Raw genomic sequence first — 14,789 nt, 5'->3', positions numbered from 1 at the left:
GAAGCGGCGGCGGCGGGCGTGGCGGTCGTCATCACCGACCACCATCTCCCGCCCGAGATCCTCCCGGCGGGCGCGGCCGTGGTCAACCCGAAGCAGCCGGGGTGCGACTATCCCTTCAAGGAGCTTTGCGGCGCCGGCGTCGCGTTCAAGATCGCCCAGGCGATCATCCGGCGCGAGAAGTTGACGCTCTCGGAGCGGTCGCTCGCGAAGGTTGCCGCGCTCGGAACGATCTCGGACATCGTGCCGCTCGTGTCGGAAAATCGCGCGATCGTCGCGGAGGGGCTCGCCGCGCTCGCCGATCCGCGGGCGCCGGGGCTCAAGGCCCTGCTGGCGGAGGCGGGAATCGCCGGGCGTGCGCCGACGGCGGAGGAGGTCGCCTTCCGCGTGGGCCCGAGGTTGAACGCGGCCGGCCGTCTCGACACGGCGGACCTCGCGCTGTCGGTCTTCGAGGAGCGCGATCCCGCGCGCGCCGGGGAGATCGCGCGAGCCCTGTCGGAACGCAACGCCGAGCGGCAGGGGCACGAGCGGCGGGTCGTCGCGCAAGCGCGGCAGCGCTCGCTCGACGGCGGAGATCCCGCCCGGGAAGGCATCGTCATCCAGGCCGATTCCGAATGGCCCCGCGGCGTCCTCGGGATCGCCGCCTCGCGCCTCGCCCGGGAGTTCCGGTGCCCGGTCTTCCTCTTCGCTCTCGACGGCGACCGCGCGGTCGGGTCGGGGAGGAGCATCCCGGGCGTCTCGCTCCACGGGATCCTCTCGGAAATCCGCGAGCACTTTCTCGAGTTCGGCGGGCATGCGCAGGCGTGCGGCGGGACGGTCGCGGCGGCGCGGTTCGACGCTTTCCGCGAGCGGGCCCGCACCCTCTTCCGCGAGCGCCTCGCCGCGGTCGACCGCCGGCCGGCCCTGTGGATCGACGCGGAGATCGCGGTCTCCGACACGGACGAGCGGCTGCTCGCCGGGCTCGAGAAGCTCGAGCCGCACGGCGAAGGGAACCCGCGGCCCCTCTTCCTCGCGCGCGGCGTGGAGGCGCGCGACCGGCGCGCCGTCGGGGAGCGGGGGCTCCGGGCGGTGCTCGCGGGAGGCGGCGCGTCGCGGCGCGCGATCGCGTGGGGGCTCGCGGGGGGCGCCCCGGCTCCGCCCGACGGCCTCCTCGACGCCGCGTTCCACGTCCGGCGCGACGCGTGGGCGGGAGGGATCGAGCTCGAGATCGTGGATCTTCGCCCGGCCCGGACGTGAAGACCACCCCGCTCCAGCGGATACTGCTGGCCGCCGCCGCCGCGCTGGCGATCGCTTTGGCCGCCACGTTCCGAAGGGTGCCGCGGCCGCCGCGCGAAGCGCCTCCGCCGGCGGCGTCGACCGAAGGACCCGCCGGCGTCGGGCAGCCGACGACGCTCCTTTCCGGATTCGACTACTCGGAGAGCACCGCGGGCCGCACGCGTTTTTCCGTTCACGCCGATCGGACCGTGGGGTTCGCGGCCGGCGCCGGGCTTCCTTCGGACTGGTACCGTCTCGAGCGCGTCGTGCTCACGCTCTCCTCGGCCAGGGGGGAGCCGCTGACGGTCCGCTCCGACGCCGCCGACTACGACCCCCGCACCCGTGCGCTGCATCTGAAGGGGAGCGTGACGGCGCACGACGCCCGCGGCACCGAGGTGCGGGCGGCGCTCGTCGAGTTCGACCCGGCGCGGGACCTGCTCACGATTCCCGGCGCGATCGAGTTGTCGCGGGGCGCGATCACGGGCCACGCCGCCTCGGGAGCGTACTCGACGACCTCCCGGGTGCTCACGCTCGCCGGGCCGGTCACGGCCGCGGGCGCGCCCGGTGCGCCGTTCGACTCGCTCGCGGCGGACTCCGCGCAGTACCGGGCGGACGATTCCGTGCTGACGTTCTCCGGTTCGGTCCGCGCCGCGCGGCCCGGGGACACGATCGCGTGCGACGCGCTCGCCGTGAAGCTGACCCCCGACAGCCGCGTCGAATCAGCGACGGCGTCGGGAAACGCGTCGGGCACGTTCGCGTCGGCGGACTCCCGGGGAGCGTGGACCGCGTCGAAAGCCGTCTCGCGATTCGCGGAGGGAAAGGTCGCCGGCATCGACCTGGCCGGCAGCCCCTCGACCGTCACCGCTCCGGCGAACGCCGGGCAGCCGGAACGCCGCCTCGCGGCCCCGGCGATCTCGCTCGGATTCCGCGGCGGACGAGTCGTCTCCGCGGACGCGCGTGGGCGGGCGCGTCTCGAGCGGACGGTCGCGGGACCCTCCGGATCGCCGTTCACGGAGTCGGTCGTCGGCGACACGGCCCGCGCGCTCTTTGCCGGCGACGGCGCGCTCGCTTCGGCGCGCGTCGACGGCAACGTCGTCGGAACCACCGTGCAGGGGTCGTCGAAGAGTCCCTCGGCGTCCTACTCGGCCGCCACCGGAGTGACGTCGCTCTTCGGCGCGGCGGGGCACGACGCGGAGCTCGTCGCGGCGCGCGGCCGGATCGTCGGAACGCGTATCGACCTCGACGAGCGGCGCCGCGTCGTCACCGCGACCGGGGACGCCCGGGCGATCCTCGTGCCGGGAGCGGCGAACGGAGCAACCCCGGCCTTCGTCTCCTCTTCCGGGAAGCCCACGCGCGCGAGGGCCGATCGCATCGTGCTCGACGACCGCGCGCGAACGGCCGAGCTTTCCGGGGGCGCCGCCCTCTGGCAGGACGACGATGCCGTGCTCGCGGACCGGATCGAGCTCCACGACGCGGATCGGACCGCGCGTGCGCAGGGGACCGTGCGCGCGACCGGCCGCTCGGCGGCGGCCGGCGCGAAGGAGGACGGCCGCGTCACGGTGTCGGCGAAGACGATGCGATGGACCGACGCCTCGCGGATCGCGGAGTTCGAGGGAGACGTCCGCGCGGCGCGCGGCACGCAGACGGCGCGGGGCGATCGCGGGCAATGCCGCGTGGACGCGGCGGGCCGGATCGAGCGCACGGTGCTCGAGGGGGACGTGACGTTCGAGGATCGCGCGACCGGAAGGCGCGGCACCGGATCCCGCGCGGTCGACGACCCGAAGGCGGGCGTGACGAATCTCGCGGGCGATCCCGCCGTCGCGCAGGACGCGCAGGGCAGCCGCGTGCAGGGGGCGGTTTTGACATTCCGAAAGGAGTCCGGTAGCGTCGAAGTGAAGGCGAAGGAGGGTGGCAGAGTCGAGTCCGTCTACCAGACGCATGGACGCTGAAGCGGAGGAAGGCGGCGCTTCGCTCCGCGCGCAGGATCTCGTCAAGACGTACTCCGGGCGGCGCGTCGTCGACGGCGTCTCGGTTTCGGTCGACGGCGGAGAGATCGTCGGGCTCCTCGGTCCCAACGGCGCCGGCAAGACGACCACCTTCTATCTCGTCGTCGGCCTCGCCTCTCCCGATTCGGGCCGCGTCTGGCTCTCCGGCCGCGACATCACCTCGGAGCCGATGTACCGGCGCGCCCGCCAGGGCGTCTCCTACCTTCCCCAGGAACCGTCCGTCTTTCGCAAGATGACGGCCGAGGAGAATCTCCTCGCGATCCTCGAGACGCTCGACCTCACCCATGCGCAGCGGCTCGAACGGTGCGACGCGCTGATCGCGGAATTCGGGCTCGAGAAGGTTCGCCGCTCGCGCGCGTATTCGCTGTCGGGCGGCGAGAGGCGGCGGCTCGAGATCGCCCGCTCGCTCGTCCTCTCTCCGTCGTTCGTCCTGCTCGACGAACCGTTCGCGGGAATCGACCCGATCGCGGTGCTCGACATCCAGCGCATCATCCGGAAGCTCGCCCGGGCGGGCATCGGGATCCTCGTGACGGATCACAACGTCCGCGAAACCTTGAAAATCGTCGATCGCGCCTATATCATCAACAACGGCAGAATTTTACGTGCGGGCACGCCTCTTGCTTTGTCGAGTGACGCGCTCGTGAAGGAAATCTATTTGGGCGAGGAATTCACGCTCGCCTAGGAGCTCGAAAACCGCAACCTGATGGCGCTCGAACAGAAGCTCAATCTCAAACTTTCCCAGCGGCTCGTCATGACGCCGTCGCTGCAGCAGGCGATCAAGATGCTGCAGATGACCCGGCTCGAGCTCTCGGAAGCCGTCAATCAGGAAGTCATCGAGAATCCCGTCCTCGAGGACGCCGCCGAGGAGGATGAGAACGCGCCGGCCCCGGCCGCCGCCTCGACGGAGACCGAGGCTCCCGCGCCCGCCGAGACCCCCGAGGCCCAGAAGGATTCCTTCGAGGAGATCGACTACGAGTCGTACTTCCAGGACTACATGGATTCCGGCTACAACCCGCGCCAGTTCGAAGAGCGGGAGGAGATCCCGCTCGAGAACACGCTCGCCGAGCAGCCCGACCTCTCCGAATACCTGAACTGGCAGCTCGGCATGAGCGCGGCCAAGGGGCCGGTGCGCGACGTCGGAAAGTTCCTGATCGGAAACATCGACGAGGACGGCTACCTGCAGGTGAGCCGGGAGGAGATCGAGCGCGCCGGGCCGTGGAGCCGCGAGGACGTCGACGCCGCGCTCGAGATCGTGCGCGGGTTCGACCCGCCCGGCATCTGCGCCTACGATCTCCCCGACTGTCTCCGCCGCCAGGTGGAGGCGCTCGGGATCGAGAACGAGATCCTCGACAAGGCGCTCACGACGCATTGGAGGCTCTTCCTCAACCGGCAGTTCGCCGCGCTCGCCAAGGAGCTGAGCGTGCCGATGGCGGAGCTCCAGACGGTGCTGACGATCGTCAGGAACCTCGAGACGAAACCGGGACGCCGTTACGCGAGCGACCGCACCGTCTACGTCCAGCCCGACGTGGTCGTGCGGAAGGTCGACGGCGAATACATCGTGATCCTCGACGAGGACGGGCTGCCGCGGCTGCGGATCTCGAACTCGTACCGCCGCATGCTCCACAACGAGAACGGCAGCCTCGGCGCGGACGCGAAGGAATACCTCAAGGAGCGGATGCGATCGGCGGTGTGGCTCATCAAGTCCCTCGACCAGCGGCAGCGCACGATCTACAAGGTCGCCGAGTCGATCGTTTCCCACCAGAGGGAGTTCCTCGACAAGGGGATCGAGTTCCTGCGGCCGCTCGTCCTGCGCGACGTGGCCAACGACATCGGCATGCACGAATCGACGGTCTCCCGGGTCGTGTCGAACAAGTACATGCAGACGCCCCGGGGGATCCTCCCGATGAAGTACTTCTTCCACACGGGAATCGACTCGTCGGAAGGGGAGGACGTGTCTTCCCTCTCGATCAAGAATAAGATCTCCAAGATGATCGCCGAGGAAGACCCGAAGAAGCCGCTCTCCGACGCGAAACTCATGCAGCGGCTTCGGAGCGAAGGGATCCAGATCGCGCGGCGCACCGTCGCCAAATACCGCGAGGAGCTGAGGCTCGCCTCGTCGAGTCAGCGCAAGGCCCTGTTCTGACCTCGGAACCGAAAAGGGGGACCCATGCCGATTGAGATCACGGGCCGGCACATCGACATCCCCGCCCGGGAGAAGACGCGGGTGCAGGAGCGCGCGGCGAGGCTCGAGCGGCACACCGGGAAGATCGTCGAGGGACGCCTGATTCTGACCGGCGAGAAGCATCGCGTGAAGGCCGACGTCATCGTCACCTCCCGGCGGCGGAACTGGCAGGCGAAGGCCGAGAGCACCGATCTCGCCGGCGCCGTCGCGGCGGTCTTCGACAAGCTCGAGACGCAGGCGACCCGGGAGCGCGCCCGCCGCAAGGAGCACAAGGGGAAACCCTCGGCGCGCACCGCCGCGACGGAATGGTCCGTCGACGTGATTGCACCGGGAGGCTTCACGCCCTCGGCCGAGCCCCGGATCGTCAAGACGACTCGGATCCCGATCAAGCCCATGTCGGCCGAGGAGGCCGCGCTCGAGCTCGAGGACTCCCTCCACGAGTTCATCGTGTTCCACGACGCGTCCTCCGAGCGGGTGTCGGTCCTCTACAAGCGCCGGGACGGCAACTTCGGGCTGATCGCGCCGGAGTGGTAGTGGACGCCACCGCCCCGCTCCTCTTCGATGCTCGCCGCGTCTACCTCGATCTGCCCGGAGGCTCGATGTCGGAGACGCTCTCCGAGATGGCTCGCCGGCTCGAGGCGTCCGGGGACGTCAAGGACGCCGCGGACCTGACCGCGCGGCTGCTGGAGCGGGAGAAGCTCGGCTGCACCGGTCTCGGCAACGGCCTGGCCATCCCGCACTGCAAGCTCGCGGGCCTCGAAGGCGTGCTGCTCTCGATCGGCGTCGTCCCGGGCGGCGTCGATTTCCATGCGCTCGACGGGCGTCCGGTGCGTCTCGTCCTCCTGGTGCTCTCGCCGGCGGATTGGCCGGCCGGCCACCTCCAGGCGCTCGCCCGCATCTCCCGGCTCGTGAAGACGCCCGGCGTCACGGAAGCGATCCTGTCGGCCGGCGCCCCCGAGGAGGTGTCGCGCGTGCTCCGGGAGGCCGACTCCCGGATCGCTTCCGCATGAGGGAATCGGAGGGGAAGACCCTCACGACGGATGCGCTGCGCGCCCCCTCCCTCTCGGTCCTCGCGCTGTCTCTCGTCGCCGGGGAGCCGGGCCTCGGCCGGCCGCTGACCGGCTGGCGCATCCAGAGGCCGGGCCTCGCGATCGCCGGGTTCCTCCCGTACATCAAGCCGGGGCGCATTCAGATCCTCGGAGAGAGCGAGCTCGACTACATCCAGACGCTCTCGCCGCTCCAGCGCCGCCAGCGGTTCGCCGCGATCGCCACGCTTCCGGTCGCCGGGTTCGTCGTGACGAAGGGCCTCGCGCCGCCGCCGGAGCTGCTTCGCGAGTGCCGCCGCCGCAGCGTGCCGCTCTTCCTGTCGCCGGCGACGACCTCGCTCGTAATCCAGCGGATCACGGGGATGCTCGAGGACTCGCTCGCGCCGCAGCAGACCGTCCACGGGGTCCTCGTCGACGTGCACGGGATGGGCGTCCTGCTCACGGGCGAGTCCGGGATCGGCAAGAGCGAATGCGCGCTCGACCTGATCACGCGCGGCCACCGTCTCGTCGCCGACGACGCGGTGCAGATCTCGCGGCTGCCCTCCGGACGGCTCGTCGCCCGCGCATCGAACCTGATCCGGTACCACATGGAGCTCCGCGGAATCGGCATCATCAACATCAAGCACCTCTTCGGCGTCTCGGCGGTGCGCGCGTCGCAGGACGTGGATCTCGTGATCGCGCTCGAGCGCTGGAAGCCGGGGGAGCAGTACGACCGCCTCGGCCTCTCGCAGGAGACGTACGAGATCCTCGGCGAGAAGCGCCCCCTGATGCGGCTGCCGGTCGCTTCCGGCCGCAACCTCGCCATTCTCATCGAGATCGCCGCGCGCAACGAGCTCCTGAAGTCCCAGGGATACGACGCCGCGCGCGAGTTCACGGAGCGCGTCGACGCCGAGATCGCGCGCAACGCGCGCGCGCCGAAGAAGCGCGCCCGGCATTGAGCAGCGGTCCCGAGAGTCTCGTGATCGTCACCGGACTCTCCGGGTCCGGCAAGAGCTACGTCGAGCGCTGCTTCGAGGACCTCGGGTACTTCTGCGTCGACAACCTGCCGCTCTCGCTCGTCGACCCTCTCCTCGACGAGGCGCTCGACGAGCGCGTCCCGCGCCGCAAGATCTGCGTCGTCCTCGACGTCCGGAACCCCGACTTCGCCTCGCGGTTCCCGGAGACTCTCCGGCGCATCAAGGAGCGCGTCCCCTCGGCGAAACTCGTGTTCCTCGACGCGTCGGAAGACGCCCTGATCCGGCGGTTCTCCGAGACCCGGCGCCCTCACCCGATGGCCGAGGGGAAGTCGCTCCTCGAGGCGCTCCGGCGCGAGCGCGAGACGCTCTCGGACGTGCGGTCCCTCGCCGACCTGCTCGTGGACACTTCCTCGCTCACCGTGCACGAGCTGCGCGCGCTGATCTCCCGTACTTTCCGGTCGGGGGAAGAGGGGGGCGGGCTCGTGGTCTCGCTCACCTCCTTCGGATTCAAGTTCGGCGCTCCGTACGACGTCGACCTTCTCTTCGACGTGCGCTTCCTCGCCAACCCGCATTTCGTCCCGGAGCTCAAGCCGAAGACGGGCGAGGACCCCGCGGTGGCCGCCTACATCGAGAAGGACCCGGAGACGGAGCCGTTCCTCTCGCGTCTGGTAGAATTCATCGAATACCTGCTGCCCCGATACGAGAAGGAGAGCAAGAGCTATCTCTCGATCGGCGTGGGCTGCACCGGCGGCCGCCATCGATCGGTCTACGTCGCCGAGCGGCTCGCGGGCGCCCTGCGAGGAAAGAACTACGGCATTCGCGTCCGGCACCGGGATGCGGAGAGGGGCTGAAGACGGGATGATCGGTATTCTCGTGGTCACGCACGGCGGCCTCGCCTCCGAACTGGTCCGCGCCGCCGGGGAGATCGCGGGCGAGACCGAGGCGCTCGCGGCCGTCGGGTTGGACTGGAGCGAGCCGGGGGAAGACGCGCGCGGCCGGATCGAGCAGGCGATCGGCGGCGTCGACCGCGGCGCCGGCGTCCTGATCCTCACCGACATGTTCGGCGGCACGCCGTCGAACCTCGCGATCCCGTTCCTGAAGGAAGGGCGGGTCGAGATCGTCACCGGAGCGAACCTTCCGATGCTCCTTCGGAGCCTCGCCACCCGCCGAGAAGAGCCGCTCGCGGCGCTCGCCCACGCGGTTCGCGAGCGGGGGCGCAAGTCGATCGAGGTCGCCTCCGACCTCCTCTCCGAGGCGACGCGGGCGACCCCCGGGCTTTCGTCGTGATCACGAAGTCGATGGAGATCCGCAACCGGCTCGGCCTGCATGCGCGGGCGGCCGCGAAGCTCGTCCACACCTCCAGCCGGTTCCGGTCCTCGGTCCGCATCCGGAAGGACGAGGAGGAGGTCGACGGCAAGTCGATTCTCGGGATCCTCCTGCTCGCCGCGTCCAACGGCACCACGATCCAGCTCACGGTCGAGGGAGACGACGAAGTCGAGGCGTCCCGCGCGGTCGAGGACCTGATCGCGCGCCGCTTCGACGAGGACGAATAGACCGTGCCCGCTCTTCGCGGCGTCAGCGTGTCGGGGGGAATCGCGGTCGGGCGCGCGGTCGTGCTCCGCACGCGCGACGGGTGGGTCGCCCGGCTCCCCGTTTCCCCCGACCGGCTCGACCAGGAATGCGCCCGGCTGCGCGCCGCCGCGCACGCCGCGTCCCACAAGCTCGCGTCCCTGTCGGGGACGCGCCCGCCGGAGATGGGCGGGGAGCTCTCCTCGATCCTCTCGGCGCACGCGCTCATGGCGATCGATCCCGCCTTCATCCGTCCCGTCGAGAAACGGATCCGGCGCGAGCAGATCAACGCCGAGTGGGCCCTGCGCACCACCGCCGAAGAGCTCCGGGAGCGGCTGGCGGGGGCGGTCGACCCGGTCCTGTCCGCGAGGGGAGAGGACATCCTGCAGGTCGCGCGCGCGATCGCGACGGAGCTCTCGGCGCCGCGGGAGGGGTTCGGGAGCTCGTCGGTCGACCCGGGCTCGATCCTCGTCGCCGACGACCTTTCGCCGGCCCAGGCGGCGCGCCTCGATCCCGCGCAGTTCGCCGGCATCGCGCTCGAGCGCGGCGGGGTCCACTCGCACACCGCGATCATCGCGCGCTCCTTCGGGGTCCCGGCCGTGGTCGGGGTGGCGGGCCTCCTCGAGAGCGCGATGGGCCGCCGGCCGATGATCGTCGACGGGGACCGCGGGATCGTCGAGCCGTCCCCGTCGAAGCCCCAGCTTCGGCGGGCGCTCGAACGCGCGACCCTCCGGCGGGAAGAGGAGGCCGCGCGGCGTCGCGAGCGGTTCCGGCGCCGGGGAACGACGGCCGACGGCGTGCCGATCGCGCTCCGCGCGAACCTCGAGCTGCCGGGGGAGGCGCAGGCTCTCGCCCGGTACGGGGCGGAGGGGATCGGGCTCTTCCGCTCCGAGTTCCTGTTCCTCGCCGCCGCCGACGGTCCGCCCTCCGCGGAGGTGCAGGAGCGGGTCTACGCCTCGCTCGCCGAGGAATGCCGCCCGCATCCGGTCGTCGTCCGGACGTACGACCTCGGCGGCGAGAAGGGGTGGGGGCCGCGCGACCACGACGCGTCGGCGATGGGCCTTCGGGGCGTGCGGCACAGCCTCGCGCATCCGGAGCTCTTCCGCGACCAGCTCCGCGCTCTCGTTCGCGCCTCCCGCGCGGGAAAGATCCGGATCCTGCTTCCGATGGTCTCGTCGCCGGAAGAGGTGGCGCTCGCTCGCGCGCATCTGCGGGAGGTGGCCGCCGCGGAAGGCCTCGCGCCGCCCGAGCTCGGCGTGATGATCGAGGTGCCTTCGGCGGTCGTCCTCGCGGCCGAGCTCGCGCGCGAATCCGACTTCTTCTCGATCGGCACGAACGATCTGGCGCAGTACGTGCTCGCGGCGGAGCGGAGCGACCCGAGCGTTTCCGCCTATTACCGGCCGGCCGCCCCCGCGGTGCTCCGGATGATAAAATGGGCGATCGACGCGGCCCGCGGCGCGGGCCGAATGGTCGCCGTGTGCGGCGAGCTCGCGGGAGACCCGCTCGGCGCATGCCTGCTGGCGGGGATGGGAGTGAGAGAGCTGTCGATGAGCCCGGTGCTGATCCCGAAGGTCGACGAGACGCTCGCGCGGTTCTCCTCGGCGGAGCTCTCAAAGCTCGCGGCGGACGCGCTCGCCTGCGTGAGCGCGGACCAGGTCCATTCCCTGGGCGAGGGGTGGGCGTCCGGGAAGATCCGCCGATGATCCGCCGCGTCGAGAAGCCCTGGGGGCACGAGATCATCTGGGCCCACACCGACCGATACGCGGGGAAGGTCCTTTTCATCCGCCGCGGCGAGCGCCTCTCCCTCCAGTATCACCGGCGCAAGGACGAGACGATCTACGTGATCGCGGGGGAGCTCGAGCTCGCGATCGAGGAGAACGGAGCGCTGACGACCCGCCGGCTCGCGCCGGGCGAGGCCTGCCACATCCCGGCGGGCGTCCGCCACCGCATGATCGCGGCAACCGACTGCCAGGTAGCCGAGGCCTCGTCGCCGGAGCTCGACGACGTCGTCCGACTGGAGGATGTCTACGGCCGCGCGGAAGCGCCGGCCGGGAACATCGGCCGCGCGGAAGCGCCGGCCGGGAACATCAACCGCGCGGAAGCGCCGGCCGGAGACGCCGCCCGCGGGGAGACGCCGGCGGCGGGCGCACGCCGCCCGAAGTCGCCGGCCCCGAAGAGGAGGGCGGCGCGATGAAGAAGGCACTGCTCGCGACGGTTGCCGTCCTGCTCGCGGCGGCGACGCTCCGCCCGGCGGACCCGCCTCGCCCTCCGGCGAAATCCGCCGACGAGCCGCCGGCCAGGCACCGGCTCGGCGGCGGATTCAAGGGCCACCCGATCGGTCCGGCCGAAAAAGGAGGCGCCGCCGCAAAACCCGCGCCTCCGTCCGACAAGAAGAAACCGCGCCTCATGATCGACAACGCGCTCGTCAAGAAAGGGGAGCCGCCGGAGGAGAAAGGCGCCCGGAAGGCCGCTCCCGCTCCTCCACCCGCGGCGGCGCCGCCGCCTCCGGTCACGATGCCGAAGATCGTCGACCTGCAGGGCCACGACGAGGCCTACTGGCGGGCGAAGGCGGCCGCCGTCCGCGACGCCGTCCAGAAGGCGCGCGAGGCCGTCGCCGCCGCCGAGGCGGAAGAGAAACGGGAAGAGAACGATTTCTACGCCTGGGACGACGGCCAGTACCGTGACAACGTAATCAAGCCCGCGTGGGATCGCGCCAAGGAGCAGACCGTGAAGACCCGCGCGGATCTCGAAGCCGCCCAGAAAGATCTCGACCAGCTCGAGGACGAGGCGCGGCGGGCGGGCGCCTTTCCCGGCTGGATCCGCTAGGGTCGTTCCGGTGAAGTTCCACGTCGAGACCTGGGGCTGTCAGATGAACGTGCTGGACGGCCAGCGCATGGCGGGTCTCCTCGAATCGCAGGGGCTCTCCCGCACCGAGGACCCGTTCGAGTCCGACGTCCTGCTGCTCAACACGTGCGACGTGCGCGAGAAGGCGGAAGGGAAGGTCTATTCCGAGCTGGGCCGCTTCAGCGACTGGAAACGCGAGAAGCCGGGCCGGGTGATCGGAGTGACGGGCTGCGTTGCCCAGCGGGCCGGGCTGCGGATCCTCGACCGGCTTCCCTACGTCGATTTCGTGCTCGGCACGGGCAGCGTCGAGAAGGTCCCGGAGGCGGTCGAACGGGCGCTCGAGGGAAGGCGCGGCGCGTTCCTCGACCTCGACCGCGACAGCCCCGTCTATCAGTTCCGCTCGATCGCCCGGGAATCCCCGTTCCAGGCCTTCGTGACGGTGATCGAGGGGTGCGATCAGTTCTGCACCTTCTGCGTCGTTCCGTTCACCCGCGGGCGCGAGCGGAGCCGCCGGTCGGCCGAGGTCGAGGCCGAATGTCGCGAGCTCGCGGCGAAAGGGTTTTCCGAGATCACGCTCCTCGGACAAACCGTCAACGCGTACCGGTGTCCCGAGTCGGGGGCGGACCTCTCCGCCTTGCTCGAGCGCCTCTGTGCGATCGAGGGGATGCGCCGGCTTCGGTTCATCACGTCGCACCCCGCGTTCGTCACGCCCGGCTTCGGCGACGTCCTCGGGCGGCAGCCGAAGATCGGGAGATACTTCCATCTTCCGGCGCAGTCGGGCTCCGACCGCGTGCTCTCCCGGATGAAGCGGCGGTACACCGCGGCCCGTTACCGCGAAATCGTCGCCGACGTCCGCTCCCGCGCGGCGGACGTCGTCTTCTCGTCGGACTTCATCGTCGGCTTCCCGGGGGAGACGGAAGAGGACTTCCGCGAGACGCTTCGCCTCGTCGAGGAGGTCGGATTCGCGACGATGTTCGGGTTCCTGTATTCACCGCGGCCCGGAACCGCGGCCGCGCGCTGGGGGGAGGAGGGGGAGGTCCCACAGGAGGTCGCGCGCGAGCGGCTGTCGCGGCTCCTCGACCTGCAGCGCGCCATCCAGTCGCGGACGAACCGCGGGCTCGAAGGAAGCGTGCTCGACGTGCTCGTCGAGGGCGACAGCAAGTTCGGGGGAACGCTCTCGGGACGGACGTCGTGCAACCGGATCGTCCACTTCCGGCCGCGCCCCGGGCGCCCCGTCCGCGCCGGAGATTACGTCCGCGTCCGAATCGACCGGGGGCTCGATAACTCGCTCGCCGGGACGCCGGCCTGAGGTTGGGATTTCCGCCGTGCTCCCCCGAGGGGAAGCACTCCGGGGGGAGGGAAACATGAAGAGGATGGAAATCAAGGGGCTGCTGCTCGACCCCATCTCGAACACGCCCGTCGTCGTGCTCAAGGACGACGAGGAGAAGTTCTTCCTCCCGATCTGGATCGGCGTCTTCGAGGCGAACGCCATCGCGCTCAAGATCGAGAACGTCGCGACCTCGCGTCCGCTGACGCACGACCTCTTCTTCAATACGCTCGGGGACCTGAAGGCGAAGATCGAGAAGATCGTGATCAACGACCTGCGCGACAACACGTTCTACGCCCGCATCTTCCTCACCCGGGAAGGGGAGTCGATCGAGATCGACAGCCGCCCCTCGGACGCCCTCGCTCTGGCGCTGCGGTTCGGCGCCGGGATCTACGTCGAGGAGGACGTGCTCGAGAAGAGCCGCAAGATCGAGGTCGATGACGCGCGCAATCCCGACCGGCTCAAGAAGTGGCTGGAGGAGATCGACCCGGAGGAGCTGGGCAAATACAAGATGTGAGAGAGCGCCGGGTCGAAGCGGACGAGCCGCTTAACCCGGCGCCCGAGAACCCCGGGTCCGCACAGCGGACCTCTCGGAATTCAGCCGCAATTTCGCGTTCCGTTTGACGTCTCCCGATCGCCCGTCCATAATCGCGTCCGGCTCTACATGATCATCACCATCGCCAATCAAAAAGGGGGAGTGGGCAAGACCACGACCGCGATCAACCTCGCGGCCGCGCTCGCCCAGAAGGGGCTGAAGACCCTCCTCATCGACCTCGATCCGCAGGCCAACAGCACGATCACCTTCGTCGACCGCAAGGACATCGACAAGTCGATGTTCGAAGTGCTCTCCGACCCGGCGACGAAGCTCTCGCACATCGTCAAGCCGACGAAGGATCCGAACCTCATCGTCGCGCCCGCCCGCATCTCGCTCGCGAAGATCGAGAGCAAGCTGGTGGGGGAGATCGACGGACACTTCCGCCTGAAGGACAAGATTTCGGGTGCGCAGGAACGGTTCGACGCGATCGTCATCGACACCCCGCCGACGCTCGGGATGATCACGGTCAACGCCCTCGTCGCCTCGACGCACATCCTGATTCCGATCCAGAGCTCCTTCTTCTCGCTCGAGGGCACCGACGATCTCCTCGAAACCGTGGAGAAGATCAAGGCGCGCCCGAATCCGAACCTTCGGGTGCTGGGCGTCGTCATCACCCTCCACGACAAGCGGACGGTGATCGCCAAGGACGTGCAGGATCAGATCGGACGGGTGTTCGGCGACAAGCTCTTCAAGACGGTCATCACGAAGAGCGTCCGCCTGGAAGAGAGCCCCGCGCACCGCGAGACGATCTTCACGTTCGCGCCGCGGTCGTCCGGGGCGCTCGAGTACTACTCGCTGTCCGAGGAGGTGCTGTCCCGTGTCTAAACGAGGATTGCCGATGCAGGCGAAGATGCGTCACGACGCGCATTTCGTCGACGCCCTGGCGGAGCGCTTCGGCGCATCGCTCGGGAAGTATCTCCCGGTGACCGAGATCGAGACGAACCCCGATCAGCCGCGTCACAACGTGGGGGACCTCTCGGACCTGAAGGCCTCGATCGAGAGCAAGGGGATCC

General features: G+C 70.0%; 15 protein-coding genes and 1 pseudogene. All 16 read left to right on the top strand.

What is annotated here, in order from left to right:
* A partial coding sequence (locus tag VKH46_17100; protein HKB72551.1) for a DHHA1 domain-containing protein occupies nucleotides 1-1,233 on the top strand: 1,233 nt, incomplete at its 5' end.
* Nucleotides 1,230-3,200, top strand: a complete 1,971-nt coding sequence (locus VKH46_17095) for an LptA/OstA family protein (GenBank protein HKB72550.1) — start codon at nucleotides 1,230-1,232, stop codon at nucleotides 3,198-3,200. The genes VKH46_17100 and VKH46_17095, both read left to right, overlap by 4 nt.
* The gene (lptB, locus tag VKH46_17090; GenBank protein ID HKB72549.1) at nucleotides 3,190-3,939 is read left to right on the top strand and encodes an LPS export ABC transporter ATP-binding protein; all 750 of its coding nucleotides are present in this window, start codon (nucleotides 3,190-3,192) and stop codon (nucleotides 3,937-3,939) included. Before VKH46_17095 ends, lptB begins: the two co-directional genes overlap by 11 nt.
* A gap of 21 nt (nucleotides 3,940-3,960) precedes the next feature.
* Nucleotides 3,961-5,400 carry an RNA polymerase factor sigma-54 gene (gene rpoN / locus VKH46_17085; protein ID HKB72548.1) on the top strand — a complete coding sequence of 480 codons (1,440 nt, stop codon included), beginning with the start codon at nucleotides 3,961-3,963 and terminating at the stop codon, nucleotides 5,398-5,400.
* Between the two features lie 24 nt (nucleotides 5,401-5,424).
* Complete coding sequence (gene raiA / locus VKH46_17080; protein ID HKB72547.1) at nucleotides 5,425-5,973, top strand: ribosome-associated translation inhibitor RaiA; 549 nt, start codon at nucleotides 5,425-5,427, stop codon at nucleotides 5,971-5,973.
* Nucleotides 5,973-6,449: a PTS sugar transporter subunit IIA gene (locus VKH46_17075; protein ID HKB72546.1), complete on the top strand. Its 477-nt coding sequence runs from the start codon at nucleotides 5,973-5,975 to the stop codon at nucleotides 6,447-6,449. Before raiA ends, VKH46_17075 begins: the two co-directional genes overlap by 1 nt.
* Complete coding sequence (hprK, locus tag VKH46_17070) at nucleotides 6,446-7,423, top strand: HPr(Ser) kinase/phosphatase (GenBank protein ID HKB72545.1); 978 nt, start codon at nucleotides 6,446-6,448, stop codon at nucleotides 7,421-7,423. Before VKH46_17075 ends, hprK begins: the two co-directional genes overlap by 4 nt.
* Complete coding sequence (gene rapZ / locus VKH46_17065) at nucleotides 7,420-8,292, top strand: RNase adapter RapZ (protein ID HKB72544.1); 873 nt, start codon at nucleotides 7,420-7,422, stop codon at nucleotides 8,290-8,292. Before hprK ends, rapZ begins: the two co-directional genes overlap by 4 nt.
* Nucleotides 8,293-8,299: 7 nt before the next feature.
* A complete protein-coding gene (locus VKH46_17060) occupies nucleotides 8,300-8,728 on the top strand; it encodes a PTS fructose transporter subunit IIA (protein HKB72543.1) in 429 nt (142 codons plus the stop codon).
* The gene (locus tag VKH46_17055; protein ID HKB72542.1) at nucleotides 8,725-8,994 is read left to right on the top strand and encodes an HPr family phosphocarrier protein; all 270 of its coding nucleotides are present in this window, start codon (nucleotides 8,725-8,727) and stop codon (nucleotides 8,992-8,994) included. The genes VKH46_17060 and VKH46_17055 overlap by 4 nt, the downstream gene beginning before the upstream one ends.
* Before the next feature lie 3 nt (nucleotides 8,995-8,997).
* Nucleotides 8,998-10,713 (top strand): phosphoenolpyruvate--protein phosphotransferase, encoded by a 1,716-nt coding sequence (ptsP, locus tag VKH46_17050; protein HKB72541.1) that lies wholly within the window; start codon nucleotides 8,998-9,000, stop codon nucleotides 10,711-10,713.
* Nucleotides 10,710-11,045, top strand: a pseudogene (locus VKH46_17045) (cupin domain-containing protein). The gene ptsP and the pseudogene VKH46_17045 overlap by 4 nt, the downstream one beginning before the upstream one ends.
* A gap of 155 nt (nucleotides 11,046-11,200) precedes the next feature.
* Nucleotides 11,201-11,836: a hypothetical protein gene (locus tag VKH46_17040; GenBank protein HKB72540.1), complete on the top strand. Its 636-nt coding sequence runs from the start codon at nucleotides 11,201-11,203 to the stop codon at nucleotides 11,834-11,836.
* Between the two features lie 10 nt (nucleotides 11,837-11,846).
* Nucleotides 11,847-13,163: a tRNA (N6-isopentenyl adenosine(37)-C2)-methylthiotransferase MiaB gene (gene miaB, locus VKH46_17035; GenBank protein ID HKB72539.1), complete on the top strand. Its 1,317-nt coding sequence runs from the start codon at nucleotides 11,847-11,849 to the stop codon at nucleotides 13,161-13,163.
* A 55-nt stretch (nucleotides 13,164-13,218) separates the two neighbouring features.
* The gene (locus VKH46_17030) at nucleotides 13,219-13,698 is read left to right on the top strand and encodes a bifunctional nuclease family protein (GenBank protein ID HKB72538.1); all 480 of its coding nucleotides are present in this window, start codon (nucleotides 13,219-13,221) and stop codon (nucleotides 13,696-13,698) included.
* Between the two features lie 147 nt (nucleotides 13,699-13,845).
* Nucleotides 13,846-14,601, top strand: coding sequence for a ParA family protein (locus tag VKH46_17025; GenBank protein ID HKB72537.1), 756 nt, complete (start codon nucleotides 13,846-13,848; stop codon nucleotides 14,599-14,601).
* Nucleotides 14,602-14,789: the final 188 nt, after the last annotated feature.

Source organism: Thermoanaerobaculia bacterium (assembly GCA_035260525.1).
GTDB lineage: Bacteria > Acidobacteriota > Thermoanaerobaculia > UBA5066 > DATFVB01 > DATFVB01.
This window is presented reverse-complemented; position numbering and strand designations above follow the sequence as displayed.